Raw genomic sequence first — 20825 nt, forward strand, 5'->3', positions numbered from 1 at the left:
TGCAACCGATACACCGCGGCGTCCCTATCGCGGGCGAGTCGGATCGCCACCCGCTCGCTCCTACAGAAGATGTTTCAACACCCCGTCAGCCCTTGCGGCTGACGCTCCTCGGCAAAGAACCACGGCCGCAGGCGCACGCCCACGCCGTTGCCGATAAAGGCCGCCACCAGCCACAGCCAGCCGTGCAGGCTGCCGGAGGCGATACCGCTGAAGTAGGCGCCGATGTTGCAGCCATAGGCCAGGCGCGAACCGTAACCCAGCAGCAAACCACCGATCACCGCCGCCACCAGCGAGCGCGCGGGAATCTTCAGGCTTGGCGCGAAACGCCCGGCCAGGCCCGCCGCCAGCAAGGCGCCGAAGACGATGCCGATATCCATCACGCTGGTGATGTCCTGCCACACCGGCGCGGCCAGGGCCTTGGCGTTCGCCGCGCCCTGCCAGAACACCCAGCTGCCGACATCCACCCCCAGCCCGCTGGCGACCTTGGCGCCCCACAGGGCAAACGCCGAGGTGATGCCCCAGGGCCGTCCGGCCAGGGCCAGGGTGGCGAAGTTCAGCAAGGCCAGGGCGACCGCGCCCCACACCAGCGGCCAAGGCCCGCGCAGCAGGCGGCGCCAGCCCTGGTGCGCGCTGTCGACCGGCGCTTCCAGCGTGCCGTGGCGGCTCTTCTCCAGGCGTACCGTAACCAGGGCGATCAAGGCGAACAGACCGAGGCTGAGCCCCAATGCCGGCGCCACGCCGAAGCGCTGCACGATGGACACCGGCGGCAGCGACGGCAAGGCGAACCACCAGTCCACATGGTGTGTGGCGATCAGCGAACCGCAGATGAAAAACAGCAGGGTCACCAGCATCCGCGCGTTGCCGCCGCCCACGGTAAACAGCGTGCCAGACGCGCAACCGCCGCCCAGCTGCATGCCGATGCCGAAGATGAACGCACCGACAATCACCGAGACGCCGGCCGGCGCCACCAGCCCCGTGACCGGCGAACCGAACAGGCTGCCCGCGCCCAGGGCCGGGAAGAACAGCAGCACCGCCAGCGCCAGCATGACCATCTGCGCCCGCAGGCCGGCGCCGCGACGATCGCGGATAAACACCCGCCAGGCCGAAGTGAAACCGAAGGCGGCGTGATACAGGGTCAGGCCCAGGGCCGCGCCCAGCAGCAACAGCCACACCTGGCGCGAGCCGACCTGGGCCTGCAGGAATACAGCGCCGGCCAGCAGCACGATCAAAGCGAACAAGGGCGCGCCGAACTTGCGTTCGGGCGCCGCGGAAAGAGTCAGGCTCATAAGGGTTCTCGATAAAGACAATGGCCGCGAGTATAGCCATCACACGCCCCAGGCCCGACGCAGCCGCTCCAGGGCGCAGGCGATATCGGCTTCGGGCACCGCGGCAAAGCCCAGTACCAGCCCGGCGCGCCGGTCCTGCGGCAGCGGCGAATCCGGCAGCCAGTAGTGGCTCAGGCCATTGATCTCGACATCCACGGCCGCGGCCTGCGCCACCAGTTCGCGCTCCCGGGCCAGGCTGTCCACCGGGATCGTCAGGTGCAGGCCCGCCGCCACGTTCGGCACCTTGCCCACCCCGGGGATATCCACAGGCCAGCCAGCCAGCAAGGCATTGCGCCGGCTCAAGGCGGCGCGGCGCATGCGCCGGATATGCCGCTGAAAATGCCCGGCGGCCATGAATTCGGCCATCACTGCCTGGGTGCTGACCTCGGAATGGCGCACATCCAGCGCCCGGCGCTGGGCGAAGGGTTGCACCAGCGCCGGCGGCAACACCAGGTAACCCAGGCGCAAGGCCGGGAACGCGACCTTGCCGAAGGTGCCGACGTACAGCACCCGGCCTTGTCGGTCGAGCGCCGCCAAGGGTGCCAGCGGCGCCCCGCTGTAGCGGTACTCGCCGTCATAGTCGTCCTCGACGATCCAGCCATTGCTGCGCTCGGCCCAGGCCAGCAGTTCCAGGCGCCGGGCCAGGCTCAGGGTGACCCCGGTGGGGTACTGATGGGACGGCGTGACATAGGCCAGCCGGCAATCGCTCAGGGCCGCCAGCGCCCCGCAGTCGAAGCCCTCGTTATCCACCGCCACCCCGTGCAGGCGCGCGCCGGCAATCGCGAAGGCATGCCCCGCCGCCCGATAGCCGGGGTTTTCCACAGCCACGCCGTCGCCAGGGTTCACCAGCAACTGTGCACAAAGGCTTATGCCCTGTTGTGCACCACTGGTGATCACAATTTGTTCAGCGCTGCATTGCATGCCGCGCGAACTGCGCAGGTAGGCCGCGATCAATCCGCGCAGGCGCTCCTCGCCGGCCGAATCGCCATAACACAGCTGGCCCAGATCCGGTTTGCGCCAGAAAGCCGCATTCAGCTTGGCCCAGACCTCGAACGGAAACAGATCGAAGGCCGGAATCCCCACCCGAAAAGCCCGTGGCGGACCGCTTTGCGGAGTCGCCAGATGATGCTGTTCGACCCTCTGCAAAGCCTCGCTGTGGATAACCTTACTGGATGTAATCCCAGGTAAAACCGGGGATTTTGTGGATAACCCTGTGGGTAAGCCTGGTGATAACCCTGTGGATACTTTTGTGGATAAATTTTTTGTGGCCTTTTTGATCGGCAGCCGGCTCTCGGGCAATTGCGCCACATAGGTGCCGTCGCCCACCCGCCCTTCGATAAAACCTTCGGCGTACAGCTGGTCGTAGGCGCGCACCACGCTGTTGCGGGAAATCTCCAGCGCCGCCGCCAGGTCGCGACTGGCCGGCAGGCGCGTGCCGCTGGCCAGCCGACCGTCCAGCACCCGCTGGCGCAAGGCCTGGTACAGCTGGCGGCTGAGCCCCTGGCCGCGGTCCAGCTCGATACCGGCGGGGTTGAAGGAAAGCGGCAATGTCTGGCTGTTCATGGGCTTGCCCCTCTGAGCGACGGGATAGAGCGTTCAAATGGACCTATGAAAATGACCAAAGATGGCTCTTACAACAGACCAATAGCCTGCCTAGGATGCAGCCATTCGCCAAGGATATTTTTCCATGTACCTACCCCGCGCTTTCGCCGAAGAAGACCTGCCCACCCTGCACCAGCTGATCGGGGAAACCCGCCTTGCCACCCTGGTGACCTACGGGGAGCGCGGCCTGCAGGCCAACCACCTGCCGCTGTCGTTCGCCCCGGACCAGGGCCCGTACGGCACCCTCTACGGCCACCTGGCCAGGGCCAACCCGCAATGGCAGGAACTGGCCAGCGGCGCCGAAGCGCTGCTGATCTTCCAGGGCGCCGAAGCCTACGTCAGCCCGTCGCTGTACCCGAGCAAGGCCGAGCACGGCAAAGTGGTGCCGACCTGGAACTACGTGAGCGTGCATGCCTACGGCGTGGCCGAGGTGTTCCACGATCCGCAGCGCATCCGCGAAGTGGTCAGCGCCCTGACCGACCAGCATGAAGCCGGCCGCGCCAGCCCCTGGAAATTCGAGGACGCCCCCGCCGAGTTCATGGACAGCATGCTGCGCGCCATCGTCGGCTTCGCCCTGCCGATCCAGCGCCTGGAGGGCAAACGCAAACTCAGCCAGAACCGCACCACCGCCGACATCGACGGCGTACGCGAAGGGTTGGCCGCCAGCGCCGATCCCCATGACCAGAGCATTTCCCAACTGATGCGCCAGGAGCAGTCATGAGCCAAATCCAGATTCGTCCCGTCACCGCCGCTGACCACGCAGCCTGGCTGCCGCTGTGGCAGGCCTACCTGCGTTTCTACGAGACCGAGCTGGCCGACGCGGTCACCCGCAGCACCTGGCAGCGCTTCCTCGATCCCGCCGAGCCGACCCACGCCGCCCTGGCCTGGGACGGCGAGCAGGCGGTGGGCATGGTGCATTTCATCTACCATCGCTCCAACTGGAGTATCGAGAACTCCTGCTACCTGCAGGACTTGCTGGTGGTCCCGGAGCAACGCGGCACCGGCGTCGGTCGCCAACTGATCGAATTCGTCTACGCCACCGCCAAGGCCGACGGCTGCTGCAAGGTCCACTGGCTGACCCACGAAACCAACGCCACCGCCATCCAGCTCTACGAGCGGATCGCCGAACGCCCGGGTTTCATTCAATTTCGCAAAGCCCTTTAAGCGTTCAAGGAGATTCCCATGCCGACCTCACTCGCCGATTGGAAAGGCGTACCGCCGCCGTCGACCACCCTGCTCGAAGGGCGCTTTATCCGCCTGGAAAAACTCGACCCGACGCGCCACGCCGACGACCTGTGGCGCGCCTTCCAGGGCCCGGGCGCCGACCCCAAACTGTGGGACTACCTGCCCTACGGGCCCTTTACCGAGCGCAGCGCTTTCAATGACTGGCTGAACAACCACGCGGCCAACAGCGACCCGTATTTCTTCAGCGTGGTCGACCGGGCCAGCGGCCAGGTGCAAGGCCTGCTCAGCCTGATGTCGATCGTCCCGGCCCAGGGCCGCATCGAGATCGGCCACGTCACCTTCGGCGCGCCCATGCAACGCTCGCCCAAGAGCACGGAGGCGGTGTACCTGCTGGCCAAGGAAGCCTTCGCCCTCGGTTATCGCCGCCTGGAGTGGAAGTGCAACAACGCCAACGCCCGTTCGCGTTATGCGGCCGAGCGCCTGGGTTTCAGTTTCGAAGGGGTGTTCCGCCAGCACATGGTGGTCAAGGGCCAGAACCGCGATACCGCCTGGTATTCGATCCTCGATTCCGAATGGCCGAAGGTCGGCGCCGGGTTCGAGCGCTGGTTGAGCGAGGACAACCAGAGCGGCTCGGGGCAGTTGAAGGGGTTGGCAGAGTGCCGGGGGTAAGCCGATGTAGCCGCTGGCGCAGCCTGCGATAGACCCGCAGGCTCTCCGGCGGTTGCAGGAGCCCCGCGAGCGTGCCGCTCGATCGCAGCCTTCGGCAGCGGCTACACAAAGCATGGAACGGCTGCATTATCGTGCCCGGCACTGCCCCTGTAGCCGCTGGCGCAGCCTGCGATAGGCCCGCAGGGTCTCCGGCGGTTGCAGGATCCCCGCGTGCGTGCCGCTCGATCGCAGCCTTCGGCAGCGGCTACACAAAGCATGGAACGGCTGCATTATCGTGCCCGGCACTGCCCCTGTAGCCGCTGGCGCAGCCTGCGATAGGCCCGCAGGGTCTCCGGCGGTTGCAGGATCCCCGCGTGCGTGCCGCTCGATCGCAGCCTTCGGCAGCGGCTACACAAAGCATGGAACGGCTGCATTATCGTGCCTCGCACTGCCCCTGTAGCCGCTGGCGCAGCCTGCGATAGACCCGCAGGGTCTCCGGCGGTCGCAGGATCCCCGCGAGCGTGCCGCTCGATCGCAGCCTTCGGCAGCGACTACACAAAGCATTGAACGGCTGCATTATTGTGCCCGGCACTGCCCCTGTAGCCGCTGGCGCAGCCTGCGATAGACCCGCAGGGTCTCCGGCGGTCGCAGGATCCCCGCGAGCGTGCCGCTCGATCGCAGCCTTCGGCAGCGACTACACAAAGCATTGAACGGCTGCATTATTGTGCCCGGCACTGCCCCTGTAGCCGCTGGCGCAGCCTGCGATAGACCCGCAGGGTCTCCGGCGGTCGCAGGATCCCCGCGAGCGTGCCGCTCGATCGCAGCCTTCGGCAGCGACTACACAAAGCATTGAACGGCTGCATTATTGTGCCCGGCACTGCCCCTGTAGCCGCTGGCGCAGCCTGCGATAGACCCGCAGGGTCTCCGGCGGTCGCAGGATCCCCGCGAGCGTGCCGCTCGATCGCAGCCTTCGGCAGCGACTACACAAAGCATTGAACGGCTGCATTATTGTGCCCGGCACTGCCCCTGTAGCCGCTGGCGCAGCCTGCGATAGACCCGCAGGGTCTCCGGCGGTCGCAAGATCCCCACGAGCGTGACGCTCGATCGCAGCCTTCGGCAGCGGCTACATAGAGCATCGAGCGTCGCCGGGATATCAAGGAGTCGCCCGGTTTAGGCCAGCTGCTGCGCCAGCACCGCAATGTGCTCCGGCCCGATACCGCAGCAACCGCCCAGGTGGCTGGCGCCGCGTTGCCGCCAGTCGGCCGCCCATTGCAGGTAACCCGGCGGGTCGAGGTCGTCGCGCAGCGGGTCGAGGCCATCGTTGGCCGTGGCTTCTTTCGGTTGCGGCGGGAAGGCGTTGGCGTAGGCGCCGATATTGATCTTCACCCCCAGCCGCTCGAAGGTTGCCCGCGCCGCGTCGATCGCCGCGCCTATCACTTCCGGCTGGCTGCAATTGAACAATAGGGTTTCCACCCCCAGCTCCGCGGCCACCGCCGCCGCGTCCGCCACCGGCTCGCCGGAGCGCAGGCGTGGCACCTGGTCTGGGTTCTCATCGTGCAAGGTGAACGATAGCCAGAAGGGTTTGCCGTCCTTGGGCAGGCCAGCATGGATCGCCCGCGCCTCGACCGTGGAGCTCTGGGTTTCCGCCAGCCACAGGTCGACATGCGGGGCCAGACCGTTGACCAGCGGCGCCAGCAACTCGGCGGCGCGATCGGCCTCGAACAGGTCCGGGCGATAGGAGCCGAACAGCGGCGGCAACGAACCGGCGACCCGCACGGGTTTGCCGGAAGCCTGTACCGCGCGCCGCGCCAGTTCGCCGGCCAAGGCCGCCAGCGCCTGGCCTTCGGCGGCAAAACGCGCTTCGCCGATGTGGAACGGCACCACCGCGTAGCTGTTGCTGGTGATGACGTTGGCACCGCTTTCGATATAAGCCGCATGCACCGCTTCCACTGCCTGCGGCGCTTCGCTCAGGGCCAGCGCCGACCACTCGGGCTGCCTGAAGGGCGCCCCGCGGCGTTGCAGTTCACGACCCATGCCGCCATCCAGAATTACCCTGCTTTCTGCGCCCATATGCTTTTTTCTCATATGCTTATGAAAATAACTCACTATCTGAGTCGTTCTTATAACTATTTAATACGCACCGTTCAGTTAATAACAACCTTTTTTCTGCCCGGGATTCCAATGAAATTCAAACCGCTGCTGGCCCTGGGCCTGACGATTCTCGCTGCCTCCAGCCAGGCTTTTGCCGGCGCCACCCTGGACCGTATCGAACAGAAAAAAGAGTTGGTCGGCGTGCTGATGGAAAGCTACCCGCCCTTCTCCTTCCTCAACGATCAGAACCAGCTCGATGGCTTCGACGTCGACGTGGCCAAGGCCGTGGCCGACAAACTGGGCGTGAAGCTGCGCCTGGAAACCCCGTCCTGGGACGTGATCGCCGCCGGCCGCTGGAGCGGTCGCTACGACATCTGCATCTGCTCCATGACCCCGAGCAAGGCCCGCGCCGAAGTCTTCGACTTTCCGGTGCAGTACTACGCTTCGCCGGCGGTGATCGTGGTCAATGCCAAGGACCAGCGCATCCACGGCGCCAAGGATCTGAGCGACAAGAAAGTCGGCCTGACCAGCGCGTCCAGCTACGAGAGCTACCTGAACAAGAACCTGGTGATCGAGGGCGCCGAGGACACCCGGTTGCAGTACCCGTTCGACAACGTGCAGATCGCCCCATACGACACCGACAACGTGGCCTTCCAGGACCTCGGCCTGGGCGCTGGCGTGCGCCTGGACGCGATCCTCACCAACCTGGTAACGGCCCAGCCGCGCCTGGCCCAGGACCCGCGCTTCAAGCTCGCCGGCGAGCCGCTGTACGCCGAACCCAACTCGGTGGCCATCGAGAAAGGCGACGCCCAGTGGCATGCCAAGGTCCGTGAAGTATTCGCCCAGCTGAAGCAGGACGGCACCCTGAGCAAGCTCTCACAGAAATGGATCGGCGCCGACATCAGCCAATGACTTCTCTTTCGCAACCGCCCCGGCCACCGCAAGCGCTGGCCGGGCCACGGGTCAAACGCCTCTTCGGTTTCCGCGCCCGCCTGTACCTGACCTGGGCGGTGCTGTTCGGCCTGTTCGCCAGTTTCTTCCTGAGCTTCGACCTGAAGTTCTCGATCATCCTCGACAAGCTGCCCAACCTGCTCGGCATCACCCTGGCCCCCAACGGGTTTCTGCAAGGCGCGGCGCTGACCCTGTTCCTCTGCCTCTGCTCGATCGTGCTGTCGTCGCTGCTGGGCTTCGTCACCGCGCTGGCCCGGTTGTCGAAAAGCGCCGTGGCCTTTGGCATCGGCAGCTTCTACGCCTCGTTCTTTCGCGGCACGCCGCTGCTGATCCAGATCCTGCTGATCTACCTCGGCCTGCCACAACTGGGCGTGGTGCCGGGCGCCATCGCCGCGGGGATCATCGCCCTGTCGCTGAACTACGGCGCCTACCTCAGCGAGATCTTCCGCGCCGGCATCCTCGGCGTGCCCCATGGCCAGCGCGAAGCCTCCCTGGCGCTGGGCATGCGCGACAGCGTGATCTTCTGGCGCGTGACCCTGCCGCAAGCCATGCGCACCATCATCCCGCCGGCCACCAACCAGTTCATCTCGATGCTCAAGGATTCGTCGCTGATCTCGGTGATGGGCGTCTGGGAAGTGATGTTCCTGGCCCAGTCCTACGGCCGCTCCAGCTACCGCTATATCGAAATGCTCAGCACCGCGGCGATCATCTACTGGCTGCTATCGATCGGCCTGGAACTCATCCAGGCGCGGATGGAGCGGCATTACGGCAAGGCCTACGCCGAGCGCAGTTGAGCGACAGTTTCACTGGCAGGATGCCTTCTTGAAAAAAAGTCCGAGCAAGGAGAGTCGGTTCTTGTAATACCAAACTGGCATATAGGACCATGTCATCCTTCAGAAAAGGACTTCCCCATGATTCTTGCGCCCCACCGTCTGGCCTTGCGTATTGCGCTGATCGTTTCCGGCAGCCTGACGGCCCAGGCCCATGCTACCAGTCTCATCATCGACAGCCCGATCACCACGCCCCCCGACACCCAGGACGTTACCAGGGTCACGGTTACCCCCACGGGCAGCCTGATCACCAGCCCAACAGCGCTGGGCCTGCACTCCGATTACGAAACCGGCGATCGACGCATCTATAACTCCGGCCAGATCATTTCCACGGGTAGCCTGGCGATAGACATAAGCCGCAATCCCGTCTGGTCGCTGGGTAGTTACCAGATTCAGAACAATGCGGGCGGACTGATTCAGGGCGCGGACGCGGCCATTCGCATCAATGACTACGCCGCCAGCTATATCGCCATCGATAACGCCGGCACGATTCGCTCGCTCAACGGCGAGGGTCTGGAATTAAGACAGGCCGGATGGTTCATGGACGGTGCTTCGGTGACCAACCGCGCGAGCGGTGTAATCCATTCCACTTTCAATGACGGCATCAAGACAATCGACAAGAGTCACATCATCAACTATGGAGAGATTTCGACCGGCGACACTCGAACCGCCAGTGACGAGTTCGACGGCATCGATGCTGGTAGCCCCGGTATCGACACGGGTATTGCAGTCTCGGTCGACAACCAAGGCCTGATATCCGGTGGTCGGCACGGTATAGCCACGCTTCGGGATGCCACGCTGGTGAATGTCGGGACCATCACGGGGCGCAATGGTGCCGGCTTTTTCAGCGCAGGCAACGGCGAAGTTTCCAATCGCTATACCGGCATCATCAGCGGCAATGTGAGCGGGTTGCACGACGCGGACGGTGACGGTATCAGGATCGCCAACGCTGCCTTGATAACCAACTCCGGCATCATCCAGGGAATCGGCGCCAGCGGTGTTAACCAACACGGCGCAGCCAATACCAGTGAAGGTCTCTCCATCGGCGGCGGCTCCATTACCAACGCGGGGATACCTGCACCCGGCATGTCGGCCGCTCTGATCAGCGGTGCCAACAACGGCATCCTGATCGACGATGGCAACGGCGGCTCAGCCGTCGCCGCAACGACCCTCAACAACGGCGGCATCATTCGTGGCCTGGATGGTTTTGGGGTGAAGTTCGTAGGCGACTTCGCCGACGAGGTCAGAAACAGCGGCCTGATCAGCGGCAGCAACGGCCTGGCCCTGGACATGGGCGGGGGTGACGACCGCTTGACCCTGCTCAACGGCAGCAGCTTCGAAGGTCTGGTAGATGGTGGCACTGGCCATAACACCCTGGTCATGACCGTAGACAACGATACTGCTCCCGCTGGCAGCTTCGGCGACAGCCGTAACTTCCAGGTCCTGGAAGTGCGCCAGGGCGACTGGACCCTGACCGGCAAGGGCGACTTCAGCGAAGGGGCGCACGTCTTCGACTTCGCGCACCTGACTAACCTGGGTGGTATCGCGGGCGATGTGCTCGTCGACCCGCAAGCGCAATACAGCGGCAACGGCGCGGTCAACAACCTGACCATCAATGGCTTGCTCAGCACCAGCGCTCAGCTCGGCGCTCCGCAGGTCAAGGGTGACCTGGTGATGGGGAGTGGCTCTACGTTGCTGTTCGGGGTCGATGCCGACGGTAGCGCCGGCACCACCCGGGTCGCAGGCAACGCCAACCTGACCGGCTCATCATTGATCGTGCGCGCCGACGACTCCGTAGACGACTATCCGTGGCGTAGCCAATACCGGGTGCTGGAGGCCGGCAGCATTACGGGGACCTTCGCCAAGGTCACCGGTGATACCTATGCCTTCCTCGATCCGGTCATTATCTATGGCTCCAACGCTGTTGATCTGACGTATACCCGCAACGGAGCCGACTTCAGCGAATACGCCCGCACCGCCAATGGTGCACGTGCCGTGCGCAGCATAGAAGAGATGCACCAGGCAGAAGAAAATGCCCTGTACAACGCCCTGCTGAACACCAGCGAAAGCAGCGCGGGCATCGCCATCGAAAAACTGGCCGGCAGCGGCAATGCCAATCTGGGCATCGCGACCCTGAACGCCAGTTCGCAAGTCGCGACATCCATGCTCGCCGCCATGCACCAGATGGGCAGCGGCGCCGGCCTGCTGGTGGGGCTCGACCCAGCACAAACCCCACCCCTCGCGGCTACAGGCGTGCCCAGCAGCCTGCGCAACCTGAATGACCCGAACGCCCGGGGTCGCGTCTGGCTGCAAGGTATCGGCAGCTACGGCAAGCTCGATGGCGAACACGGCAACCCTGGGCTGCAGCAGAAAACCGCCGGTAGCGTGCTGGGTATCGATTGGTCGTTGTCACCGGTCTGGCGCATGGGCGTACTGGGGGGCTACTCGAAAACCGACCTGAGCAACAGCGACGTCGACGGCAAGCTTCGCAGCTGGCACCTGGGGGTTTATGCCATGCGCCAGGACGGGCCGTTGGCGTTGCGCCTGGGCGCGGCGTACAGCCAGCACGACGGGGATAACAAGCGCACGGTGGAGTTCGACCGCTTCAGCGATCGCCCCAAAGGCAGCTACGACGCCGACAGCCAACAGGCCTTCGCCGAGCTGGGTTACACCCTGGGCACAGGCCGGCTCAATGTCGAACCCTTCGCCAACCTGGGCTACCAGCGTTACCACCGCGACCGCTATACCGAGAAAGGCGGCGCGGCGTCACTGGACGTGCACTCCCAGACCCAGGACAACTTCAGCAGCACCTTCGGCGTGCGCCTGGCACAACTCAATCAGCTGCAAAACGGCATCAGCCTGACGCCACGGGCCAGTCTCGGCTGGCGTCATACCTACGGGGATGTCGACAGTGAAACCCGCCAGGCATTCGTGCTGGGCGGCAGCGCTTTCAAGGTCGAAGGTAGCGCCCTGGATCGCGACAGCCTGATGATCGAGGCTGGCCTGGATGTCGGACTGTCGGCGCGCCATACCTTGAGTGTCGGCTACAACGGGGAACTGGGGAGCAACAGCCGCAACCATGCCTGGATGGGGCAGTGGCAGATGAGCTTCTGATCGCGAGACATCAGAAAATCCCAGGCAAAAAAAGGGGAGCATGTGCCCCCCCGAGGTAAAACGTTGCAGATGAAGGCCTGAACTCAGCCTTCGATCTCGATCAGGATTTCGCCCGGATTGACCCGGTCGCCCTTGGCCACGTGGATGGCAGTGACCTTGCCGGCGATGGCCGCCTGGACTTCGGTTTCCATCTTCATGGCTTCGGTGATCAGCACCGCCTGGCCGGCCTTGACGGTGTCGCCTTCCTTGACCAGCACGTCGACGATGTTGCCCGGCATGGTGGTGCTGACGTGGCCCGGCGCGCTGGCCTGCTTGCGCTTGCTGCTGCCACCGCCGACGAACTCGTTGAGCGGCTCGAACACCACTTCTTCCGGCATGCCGTCGATGGACAGGTAGAAGTGGCGCTTGCCTTCGGCCTTCACGCCGACGCCGGTGATGTCGACGCGGTAGGTCTCGCCGTGCACGTCGATGACGAACTCGGTCGGTACGCCTTCGCCGCCGGCCGAGCTCACGCCGCCCGCCTCCGGAATCGGCAGCAGCACTTCCGGCGTCAGGGTGCCGGCTTCGCGCTCTTCGAGGAACTTGCGCCCGATGTCCGGGAACATGGCATAGGTCAGCACGTCTTCTTCGGATTTGGCCAGGGCGCCGATGTCATTGCGCAGCTTGGTCATTTCCGGCTTCAGCAGGTCGGCCGGGCGCACGTCGATCACTTCTTCGCTGCCGATGGCCTGGCGCCGCAGCTTCTCGTCCACCTCGCCCGGTGCCTTGCCGTAGCCGCCTTGCAGGTACAGCTTCACTTCGTTGGTGATGGTCTTGTAGCGCTCGCCGGCCAGCACGTTGAAGAACGCCTGGGTGCCGACGATCTGCGAAGTCGGGGTCACCAGCGGCGGGTAGCCGAGGTCGTGACGCACCCGCGGGATCTCCGCCAGCACTTCGTTCATGCGGTTCAGGGCGCCCTGCTCCTTGAGCTGGTTGGCCAGGTTGGAAATCATCCCGCCCGGCACCTGGTTGACCTGCACCCGGGTATCGACCGCGGTGAACTCGCTTTCGAACTGGTGGTACTTCTTGCGCACGGCATAGAAGTACAGGCCGATCTCCTGCAGCAGTTCCAGGTCCAGGCCGGTGTCGAATTCGCTGCCTTTGAGGGCGGCGACCATCGACTCGGTGCCCGGGTGGCTGGTGCCCCAGGCGAAGCTGGAGATCGCGGTGTCGATATGGTCGGCGCCGTTCTCGATAGCCTTGAGCTGGCACATCGCGGCCAGACCGGCGGTGTCGTGGGAGTGGACGAACACCGGCAGCGATTGCTCGGCCTTCAGCGCCTTGACCAGTTCGCCGGTGGCGTAAGGGGTCAGCAGGCCGGCCATGTCCTTGATCGCCACGGAGTCGCAACCCATGGATTCCATCTGCTTGGCCTGGGCCACGAACGCCTCGATGGTGTGCACCGGGCTGGTGGTGTAGGCAATGGTGCCCTGGGCGTGCTTGCCGGCGGCTTTCACCGCTTCGATGGCCACCCGCAGGTTACGCACGTCGTTCATGGCGTCGAAGATGCGGAACACGTCGATGCCGTTGACCGCCGCCTTGGCGACGAAGGCCTTGACCACGTCGTCGCTGTAATGGCGGTAGCCCAGCAGGTTCTGCCCACGCAGGAGCATTTGCAGGCGGGTGTTGGGCAGCGCGGCGCGCAGTTTGCGCAGGCGCTCCCACGGGTCTTCCTTGAGGAAGCGCACGCAGGCGTCGAAGGTCGCGCCGCCCCAGACTTCCAGCGACCAGTAGCCGACTTTGTCGAGCTTGTCGCAGATCGGCAGCATGTCTTCGGTGCGCATGCGGGTCGCCAGCAGCGATTGGTGGGCGTCGCGCAGGATGGTGTCGGTAACGAAAATCTTCTTGCTCATTGTTCTTTTCCTCACAGGCCTGCGTGGGCGGCGATGGCGGCGGCGATGGCCAGGGCCAGCTCTTCGGGTTTGCGCTTGATCGAGTAGTTGGTCAGCTCAGGGTGGCTTTCCACAAAACTGGTGTTGAACTGGCCGCTACGGAATTCCGGGTTACGCAGGATTTCCTGGTAATAGGCGGCAGTGGTCTTGACCCCTTGCAGACGCATGTCGTCCAGGGCGCGCAAGCCACGGTCCATCGCCTCTTCCCAGGTCAGGGCCCAGACCACCAGCTTCAGGCACATGGAGTCGTAGAACGGCGGAATGGTGTAGCCGGTGTAGATCGCCGTGTCGGTCCGCACGCCGGGGCCGCCGGGCGCGTAGTAACGAGTGATCTTGCCGAAGCTCGGCAGGAAGTTGTTCTTCGGGTCTTCGGCGTTGATCCGGAACTGCAGGGCGAAACCACGGTGATGGATGTCTTCCTGCTTCACCGACAGCGGCAGGCCGGAAGCGATGCGGATCTGCTCGCGAACGATGTCGATGCCGGTGATTTCTTCGGTGATGGTGTGTTCCACCTGCACCCGGGTATTCATCTCCATGAAGTACACCTCGCCGTCGGCGAGCAGGAACTCCACGGTACCGGCGTTCTCGTAGCCCACGGCCTTGGCCGCGCGCACCGACAGGTCGCCGATGTAGGCGCGCTGTTCCGGAGTCAGTTGCGGGCTGGGGGCGATCTCGATCAGCTTCTGGTTGCGGCGCTGGATCGAGCAGTCGCGCTCGAACAGGTGCACCACGTTACCAAAGCTGTCGCCGAGGATCTGCGCCTCGATGTGCTTGGGATTGACGATGCACTTTTCCAGGAACACTTCGGCGGAACCGAACGCCTTGGTCGCCTCGGAAATCACCCGTGGAAACGCCTGTTCCAGTTCGTCGCGGCTGTTGCAGCGGCGAATGCCGCGGCCGCCGCCGCCGGAAGTGGCCTTGAGCATCACCGGGTAACCGATGCGGTCGCCTTCGCTCAGGGCTTCATGGATATCGGCGACGTTGCCTTCGGTGCCCGGGGTGACCGGCACGCCTGCCTTGATCATGCTGCGGCGGGCTTCGGTCTTGTCGCCCATGCGGCGAATCACTTCAGCCGAGGGGCCGATGAATTTGATCCCACGTTCGGCGCAGATCTCCGCCAGCTCGGCGTTTTCCGAAAGGAAGCCGTAACCGGGGTGCAGCGCGTCGCAGCCGGTTTCCACGGCCAGGTTCACCAGCTTGCGCGGGTTCAGGTAGCCGGCCAGGGGTTCGGCACCGATGCTGTGGGCTTCATCCGCACGCTTCACATGCAGGGCATGGCGATCGGCGTCGGAGAAGATCGCGACCGAGCGAATGCCCATCTCGGCGCAGGCACGCACGATTCGTACGGCAATCTCACCACGGTTGGCGATCAGGATCTTTTTTATCACTTGGAGGTACCCTTGAGCCGTTGGAACAAACAACCCGCTGGGTCTGTACGAAAAGTGGCTGCGCGCTGGGCGCCTTCGGCGCTACGCAGGCCATGCTGCGTTAAAAACAGGCTCGGAATGCTCATTTAGGCCCCTAAAGTCGAATGCGACCCCAGCCGTTCCTCGCCTGTTTTTGCCTTGCCTGACCTTCGCTCGCCTACTTTTCGTACAGACCCTCGACCGGGTCGGCGCGTGACCAAATGTTTCAAGCCAGTCGCAGGCCCACACTATTCCTGTCGATGAATTAACAAAAATCAATAATTATTGGGTCGCTCATAAGCAAAGACTTATAGTTGATCCGACAGCCCTCGGCGCGAGACCTTAGATAATGCGTAAGTCCTTGATGCGTATGACATTACGTCAATTGCAGATTTTCAATGAGGTCTGCGATCTGCGCTCCTACAGCCGGGCGGCCGACGAAATGTCCCTGACCCAACCCGCCGTCAGCCTGCAGATTCGCCAGCTGGAGGAGCTGATCGGCCAGCCCCTGTTCGATTACGTCGGCAAGAAGCTCTACATGACCGAGGCCGCCGAGGCGCTGCAACGGGCCAGCCGCGACATCTTCGGGCGCCTGGAAAACCTCGACATGCAACTGTCGGACATGCAGGGCTCCTTGCAGGGCCAGCTGAAACTGGCGGTGGAATCCAGCGCCAAGTACTTCGTGCCGCACCTGTTCGCCGCCTTCAAGCGCCAGCACCCGGAGGTCAACCTGCAACTGACGGTGGTCAATCGGGGCCAGGTGATCCGCCGCCTCTCGGACAACCGCGACGATCTGGTGATCATGTCCATGGTCCCGCAGGACATGGGCCTGGAATTCCTGCCGTTCCTCAATAACCCGATCGTCGCCGTGGCGCCGCCCGACCATCCGCTGTGCCACCTCGGGCCGCTGCGCCTGCAGGACCTGGAACCCTACAACCTGCTGGTGCGCGAACAGGGTTCGGGCACGCGCCTGGCCTGCGAGGAGTATTTCAAGGAAAAACGCGTGCACTTCACCCAGACCCTGGAAGTATCGTCGGCCGAGGCTCAGCGCGAGTGTGTGCTGGCGGGTCTGGGCGTGGCGCTGTTGACGCGCCACGCCCTGAACCTTGAGTTGGCGACCGGGGGACTCGTCGAGTTGCCGGTCGAAGAGCTGCCGTTGTATCGCAGCTGGTGCCTGGTGCAGGCCAAGGCAAAACGCCTGTCACCGGTAGCGCATGCGTTCCTGGGGTTTATCCGCAGCGAACGGGTGCAGATCAGCGGGCTTGTTGAACGTTTTGACGGGAAGCTGCCGAGGCTGCCTGCCAGTAATTGACGGCGTCCAGCTCGGGGTAGTCATTGATTTCCTGCTGCAGACGGCGCAGCTCACAGCGATGTTCGATTGCGCGGCGAAATTCCATGCGGCGCTGGTCTTCCTGTTGACGACGGGTCTTGACTGCGCTGCTGCTCTCTTCGTAAGGCCGGGCCATTTCGAGTCTCCCAATGCGAGTACGGGAGCTTCACGATGACGCCTGCCAATGACGATTTGGCTGCGGGTCGGTTACAGGATGATGAAAGTTACCGGCGATGAAGGCGCCGCGATCAGTCGTCGAGCGCCTTCACCGACTTGGGCGACAGGCGCAGGCTGCGAAGGCTGCGCTTGACGCTCTTGAGGTGGTTGACCAGGCTCGGGCCGCGGGCCATGGCCACGCCCATCGCCAGCACGTCGATCACCACCAGGTGGGCGATACGCGAGGTCAGCGGGGTGTAGATCTCGGTGTCTTCGTGCACATCGATCGCCAGGTTGACCGTCGACAGCTCGGCCAGCGGCGTCTGGCTCGGGCACAGGGTAATCAGCGAGGCGCCGCTTTCACGCACCAGGTTGGCGGTGATCAGCAGGTCCTTGGAACGCCCGGACTGGGAAATGCAGATCGCCACGTCGGTGGGCTTGAGGGTCACCGCCGACATCGCCTGCATATGCGGGTCGGAATAGGCCGCCGCGGTCAGCAGCAGGCGGAAGAATTTGTGCTGGGCATCCGCCGCCACCGCGCCCGAGGCGCCGAAGCCGTAGAACTCCACGCGCTGGGCCTGGGACATGAGGGTCACAGCCCGTTGCAACTCCACCGGATCGAGCTTCTCGCGAACCTCCATCAGGGTGTGCAGGGTGGTGTCGAAGATTTTCAGGCTGTAGTCGGCGACCGAGTCGTCTTCATGAATCGCGAACTGGCCGAAGCTCGCCCCGGCGGCCAGGCTCTGGGCCAGCTTGAGCTTCAGGTCCTGGAACCCCGAGCAACCGATGGCGCGGCAGAAGCGCACGATGGTCGGCTCGCTGATACCCACGCTGTGGGCCAGGTCGGCCATGGAACTGTGCATCACAGCCGCAGGGTCGAGCAGCACATGATCGGCGACCTTGAGCTCCGACTTGCGCAAGAGATGGCGTGATTGGGCAATGTGCTGCAACAGATTCAAAGGGCTGGACTCATTGTTATGGGGCAGACGCCCAAGGATGTAGCAATTTTGTAGTTATACTACATGAATTCGCTTTTTGCCTGCTCAATGCGTAACTGAATCACCTTTGCGCCCCACTGTTTTAGCCTCGCCTGCTCTTTGTAGCTGCTGGCGCCGGGCAGCCGGTATTCGTAAAAACGTCAGATATTCCTGGCCTTTTGCGGCCGATCGCAGCCTGCGGCAGCGGCTACAGGGTCTGGGCCCGCAACAGCGCCGCCAGGCCCTCGGCTTCCACCGGCCGGCTGATCAGGTAGCCCTGCACCTCATCGCATTTCTGCTCCTTGAGAAATGCCAGCTGCCCCGGATGCTCCACCCCTTCGGCCACCACCTTCAGCGACAGGCCGTGGGCCATGGCGATGATCGCCCGGGTGATCGCCGCGTCGGCGCCGCCTTCGCTCAGGCCGCGGATGAACGCCTGGTCGATCTTCACGTAGTCCACCGGAATCCGCTTGAGGTAGCTCAGCGAGGAATAACCGGTGCCGAAGTCGTCGATGGCCAGCTTCACCCCCAGGTCACGCAGCTGCTGGAAGGTGGAAACGATGTGGTCGACGCTGTCGAGCAGATGGCTTTCGGTCAGCTCCAGCTCGAGGAAATGCGGCGCCAGCCCGGTCTCTTCCAGCACACTGCGCACCTGGCTGACCAGCTTGCCCTGGCGCAGTTGATGCACCGACAGGTTCACCGACACCCGAATGGCCGGCAGCCCCTGGCGCTGCCATTCGCAGGCTTGCCAGCAGGCCTGACGAAGGACGAATTCGCCGATCGGGCCGATCAGCCCGATCTCTTCCGCCAGGCCGATAAAGTCTCCCGGCGGTACCCGACCCAGGTCAGGATGGTCCCAGCGCACCAGGGCTTCGGCGGCGTTCAGGCGGCCGGTGGCGAGGCACAGTTTCGGCTGGTAGAACACCTTCAGTTGGCGCTCCTCGACCGCCTTGCGCAGCTGGTTCTCCAGCTGCAGGCGCTCCAGGGTGCTGGCTTGCAGGCTGGCGGTGTAGAACTGGAAGTTGTTGCCGCCCAGGTGCTTGGCGTGTTGCATGGCGATGTTCGACTGGCTGATCAGCGCCGGAATTTCCCGCGCGCTGTCGGGCAGCATGCTGATGCCCATGGAAGCGCTGACCACCAGCTCGTGGCCTTCCACGGTGATCGGCAGGCGCAGCTTCGCCGACAAGCGGGTGGCCACCCGGGTCAGGCTCGACAGGCTGCCATAGGCATCGAACAGCACCGCGAACTCATCGCCGGACAAGCGGGCAATGGTGTCGGCTTCCGGCAGCGCGTTGACCAGCCGCCGCGCCATTTTCTGCAACAGCTGGTCGGCGATGTCGTGGCCCAGGCTGTCGTTGAGCAGCTTGAAACGGTCCAGGTTGATATGCACCAGGGCCAGGCTGCGGCCGCCCTGGCGCATCCGTTGATGGGCTTCGCGCAAGCGTTCGCGAAACAGCGAACGGTTGGCCAGGCCGGTGAGTTCGTCGTAATGGGTCAGGTAGCGCATGCGCTCTTCGGATTCGCGCCGCGCCGACAGATCGGCGAAGAAGCCCACAATATGGCTTACCTTTCCCCGCGTATCGCGCACCACGTTCAATTGCAGCCACTGCGGGTACAGCTCGCCGTTCTTGCGCGCCTCCACCAGTTCGCCCTGCCAGCTGCCGTGCTGTTCGAGGGCTTGATGAATCACCGGAAAGTGCCGCCGTGCATCGCGGCTGCACGGCAGGTCGACCACATTGCGCCCGAGCATGTCCTCGATCTGGTAACCGGTAACCCGGCTGAACGCCTGATTGACCGCCAGCAGCACGTAATCGGGGTCGAGGATGACGATGCCCTCGCTGGCCGCCTCGAACACCATCGCCGCCAGGCGGCGCTGCTCTTCCTGTTGCTTGCTGGCGCTGATATCGCGCCGGGTGCCGACCATGCGCAGCACTCGCCCGCCTGGGCCGCGCTCCACGGCACGGCCACGGTCCTCGATCCAGACCCAGCGGCCATCGGCATGCCGCACGCGATATTCCACCAGGTAATCCTCGGTGCGCCCCTTCAGGTGCTCCACCAGCGCGCGCTTGAGCAGCGGCAGGTCTTCGGGATGCAGCAGCGGCTTGAGGTGGCTGAGCATCGCCCGCACGAACTCCGGCTCCAGGCCGAACAGCTCCTTGATATGGCTGTGATGGACCTCGTCGGTCTGCAGGTTCCAGTCCCACAGCCCCAGCTGGCTGGCCTTGAGGGCCAGGGCCAGGCGCGCTTCACTCTTGCTCAGGGCCTGGTTGGCCGCGTCCAGCTCGAGGCTGCGCTGGGCCACCCGGCTTTCCAGGCCGACCTGGGCCTCGCGCAATTGCTCTTCGGCGCGGCGACGCTGCTCGACTTCCCGCAACAGCTCGCTGTTGAGCTGCTCGCTGCGGCTCTGCGCCTGCTGCAGATGTTCGATCAGGGCCTGGTTCTGGAAACGCCGCAGCAAGCCCATCTGGATCAGGCGGTTGACCTGCCAGGCCACCACGCTGAGCGACACCAGCAGGATCAAGCCCAGCCAGCCCCAGCCACGCTGCTGCTCGTCGCCACCCCAGAACAGGTAGCCGATCGCCGGTAATAGGCAGGGCAAGGTAAAGGACAGGAAGGCCGGCAGGCTGACCGCGTAGGCCACGCTGGCCGAGAGGATCGCCGCGCCGATCAGGCCGAAGACCCAGGCCTGTTGCAGGAAATTGTCGGTGGGCATCAGGGCGATGCCAGCGCAGGCCAGGGTCAGGCCGCTGACGGCAGAGCCGAGCAGGAACATGCGGCGCCAGACCGGCTGCGCCTGGCGGCTGGGAATCGCCGAGTCGAACGCCGCCACCTGGATCACCCGCAGGGCGACCAGGGCCAGCAACCAGACCATCCACACGCTGACCAGCCAATAACGCTCGGGGCTCCACAGCAGCCAGGCGCAGACCAGGCCGTTGAGCAGCATGAACAGGGTGGGCAACAGGGAGCCCTGATAAAGCAGGCGCGTGCGCTCTACCGCCATCTCCATGGCGTATTGCTTGCGAATAACCCGAGGCTCCACGAAGGGTCCGGACGGGCCAGTGCTGAGTGTCATAGGCAGTGTTCTTATAATGATTGAGCCCGAAACGTCGCCGGAGCATACACAAGCAACCGCCCGGACCAAACTGCCTGGAATCATAAAATCGGCAAATCCGCGCGAGCGTCGATCCCTGCGCAATTCCTCCAGCCAAGCCCGGCCAACGGCTGCAGCCCGTGACCGACCGGTCGTCCCCGACGTTCTTTTATCGGCTAAACCAAAGC

15 protein-coding genes are annotated in these 20825 nt (G+C 64.1%); 7 read left to right on the forward strand and 8 right to left on the reverse strand.

Annotation, left to right across the window (positions count from 1 at the left end; genetic code table 11):
• Positions 1–74: 74 nt before the first annotated feature.
• Together BM019_RS25740 and BM019_RS25745 are read right to left on the reverse strand one after the other, a co-directional pair.
• Positions 75–1286, reverse strand: a complete 1212-nt coding sequence (locus tag BM019_RS25740; protein ID WP_092421345.1) for a YeeE/YedE family protein — start codon at positions 1284–1286, stop codon at positions 75–77.
• Positions 1287–1325: 39 nt separating this feature from the next.
• Positions 1326–2888 carry a MocR-like pyridoxine biosynthesis transcription factor PdxR gene (locus tag BM019_RS25745; protein ID WP_092421348.1) on the reverse strand — a complete coding sequence of 521 codons (1563 nt, stop codon included), beginning with the start codon at positions 2886–2888 and terminating at the stop codon, positions 1326–1328.
• 124 nt (positions 2889–3012) lie between these two features.
• Here BM019_RS25745 and BM019_RS25750 point away from each other — a divergent pair, with 124 nt between their 5' ends.
• The 3 genes from BM019_RS25750 to BM019_RS25760 are packed head-to-tail and all read left to right on the forward strand — an operon-like array spanning position 3013 to position 4781.
• A complete protein-coding gene (locus tag BM019_RS25750; RefSeq protein WP_092421351.1) occupies positions 3013–3648 on the forward strand; it encodes an FMN-binding negative transcriptional regulator in 636 nt (211 codons plus the stop codon).
• Positions 3645–4091 carry a GNAT family N-acetyltransferase gene (locus BM019_RS25755; protein ID WP_007927568.1) on the forward strand — a complete coding sequence of 149 codons (447 nt, stop codon included), beginning with the start codon at positions 3645–3647 and terminating at the stop codon, positions 4089–4091. Before BM019_RS25750 ends, BM019_RS25755 begins: the two co-directional genes overlap by 4 nt.
• Before the next feature lie 18 nt (positions 4092–4109).
• Positions 4110–4781, forward strand: coding sequence for a GNAT family N-acetyltransferase (locus BM019_RS25760; protein ID WP_092421354.1), 672 nt, complete (start codon positions 4110–4112; stop codon positions 4779–4781).
• A gap of 1149 nt (positions 4782–5930) precedes the next feature.
• Here BM019_RS25760 and BM019_RS25765 read toward each other — a convergent pair.
• Positions 5931–6830, reverse strand: a complete 900-nt coding sequence (locus tag BM019_RS25765; RefSeq protein WP_092421357.1) for a homocysteine S-methyltransferase family protein — start codon at positions 6828–6830, stop codon at positions 5931–5933.
• Positions 6831–6941: 111 nt separating this feature from the next.
• Here BM019_RS25765 and BM019_RS25770 point away from each other — a divergent pair, with 111 nt between their 5' ends.
• From BM019_RS25770 to BM019_RS25780, 3 genes are all read left to right on the forward strand, one after another.
• Entirely contained in the window at positions 6942–7763 is an 822-nt protein-coding gene (locus BM019_RS25770; RefSeq protein ID WP_092421360.1) for an ABC transporter substrate-binding protein, read from the forward strand.
• Positions 7760–8596, forward strand: coding sequence for an amino acid ABC transporter permease (locus tag BM019_RS25775; protein WP_092421362.1), 837 nt, complete (start codon positions 7760–7762; stop codon positions 8594–8596). The genes BM019_RS25770 and BM019_RS25775 overlap by 4 nt, the downstream gene beginning before the upstream one ends.
• 117 nt (positions 8597–8713) lie before the next feature.
• Positions 8714–11746, forward strand: a complete 3033-nt coding sequence (locus BM019_RS25780; RefSeq protein WP_092421365.1) for an autotransporter family protein — start codon at positions 8714–8716, stop codon at positions 11744–11746.
• Between the two features lie 83 nt (positions 11747–11829).
• Here BM019_RS25780 and oadA read toward each other — a convergent pair whose 3' ends face one another.
• The gene (gene oadA, locus BM019_RS25785) at positions 11830–13638 is read right to left on the reverse strand and encodes a sodium-extruding oxaloacetate decarboxylase subunit alpha (RefSeq protein ID WP_009041393.1); all 1809 of its coding nucleotides are present in this window, start codon (positions 13636–13638) and stop codon (positions 11830–11832) included.
• 11 nt (positions 13639–13649) lie between these two features.
• On the reverse strand, positions 13650–15065 hold the full coding sequence (locus BM019_RS25790; RefSeq protein WP_062824193.1) for an acetyl-CoA carboxylase biotin carboxylase subunit: 1416 nt from the start codon (positions 15063–15065) through the stop codon (positions 13650–13652).
• A 367-nt stretch (positions 15066–15432) separates the two neighbouring features.
• Between BM019_RS25790 and BM019_RS25795 the strand changes: the two genes are divergently transcribed.
• Positions 15433–16395, forward strand: coding sequence for a LysR family transcriptional regulator (locus tag BM019_RS25795; protein WP_028683627.1), 963 nt, complete (start codon positions 15433–15435; stop codon positions 16393–16395).
• Here BM019_RS25795 and BM019_RS25800 read toward each other — a convergent pair.
• From BM019_RS25800 to BM019_RS25815, 3 genes are all read right to left on the reverse strand, one after another.
• Positions 16337–16549: a PA3496 family putative envelope integrity protein gene (locus BM019_RS25800; RefSeq protein ID WP_007927592.1), complete on the reverse strand. Its 213-nt coding sequence runs from the start codon at positions 16547–16549 to the stop codon at positions 16337–16339. The genes BM019_RS25795 and BM019_RS25800 overlap by 59 nt on opposite strands.
• Positions 16550–16661: 112 nt before the next feature.
• Positions 16662–17528: a transcriptional regulator HexR gene (hexR, locus tag BM019_RS25810; RefSeq protein ID WP_007927594.1), complete on the reverse strand. Its 867-nt coding sequence runs from the start codon at positions 17526–17528 to the stop codon at positions 16662–16664.
• 226 nt (positions 17529–17754) lie between these two features.
• Positions 17755–20619, reverse strand: a complete 2865-nt coding sequence (locus BM019_RS25815) for an EAL domain-containing protein (protein ID WP_092421368.1) — start codon at positions 20617–20619, stop codon at positions 17755–17757.
• Positions 20620–20825 lie beyond the last annotated feature (206 nt).

Source organism: Pseudomonas sp. NFPP07 (genome assembly GCF_900115645.1).
GTDB lineage: Bacteria > Pseudomonadota > Gammaproteobacteria > Pseudomonadales > Pseudomonadaceae > Aquipseudomonas > Aquipseudomonas chlororaphis.

Bases quoted from the DNA above. Each gene is read 5' to 3' on its own strand.
- BM019_RS25740 (WP_092421345.1), bottom strand. From the start codon at position 1,286: ATGAGCCTGACTCTTTCCGCGGCGCCCGAACGCAAGTTCGGCGCGCCC.
- BM019_RS25745 (WP_092421348.1), bottom strand. From the start codon at position 2,888: ATGAACAGCCAGACATTGCCGCTTTCCTTCAACCCCGCCGGTATCGAG.
- BM019_RS25750 (WP_092421351.1), top strand. From the start codon at position 3,013: ATGTACCTACCCCGCGCTTTCGCCGAAGAAGACCTGCCCACCCTGCAC.
- BM019_RS25755 (WP_007927568.1), top strand. From the start codon at position 3,645: ATGAGCCAAATCCAGATTCGTCCCGTCACCGCCGCTGACCACGCAGCC.
- BM019_RS25760 (WP_092421354.1), top strand. From the start codon at position 4,110: ATGCCGACCTCACTCGCCGATTGGAAAGGCGTACCGCCGCCGTCGACC.
- BM019_RS25765 (WP_092421357.1), bottom strand. From the start codon at position 6,830: ATGGGCGCAGAAAGCAGGGTAATTCTGGATGGCGGCATGGGTCGTGAA.
- BM019_RS25770 (WP_092421360.1), top strand. From the start codon at position 6,942: ATGAAATTCAAACCGCTGCTGGCCCTGGGCCTGACGATTCTCGCTGCC.
- BM019_RS25775 (WP_092421362.1), top strand. From the start codon at position 7,760: ATGACTTCTCTTTCGCAACCGCCCCGGCCACCGCAAGCGCTGGCCGGG.
- BM019_RS25780 (WP_092421365.1), top strand. From the start codon at position 8,714: ATGATTCTTGCGCCCCACCGTCTGGCCTTGCGTATTGCGCTGATCGTT.
- oadA (WP_009041393.1), bottom strand. From the start codon at position 13,638: ATGAGCAAGAAGATTTTCGTTACCGACACCATCCTGCGCGACGCCCAC.
- BM019_RS25795 (WP_028683627.1), top strand. From the start codon at position 15,433: ATGCGTAAGTCCTTGATGCGTATGACATTACGTCAATTGCAGATTTTC.
- BM019_RS25800 (WP_007927592.1), bottom strand. From the start codon at position 16,549: ATGGCCCGGCCTTACGAAGAGAGCAGCAGCGCAGTCAAGACCCGTCGT.
- BM019_RS25815 (WP_092421368.1), bottom strand. From the start codon at position 20,619: ATGACACTCAGCACTGGCCCGTCCGGACCCTTCGTGGAGCCTCGGGTT.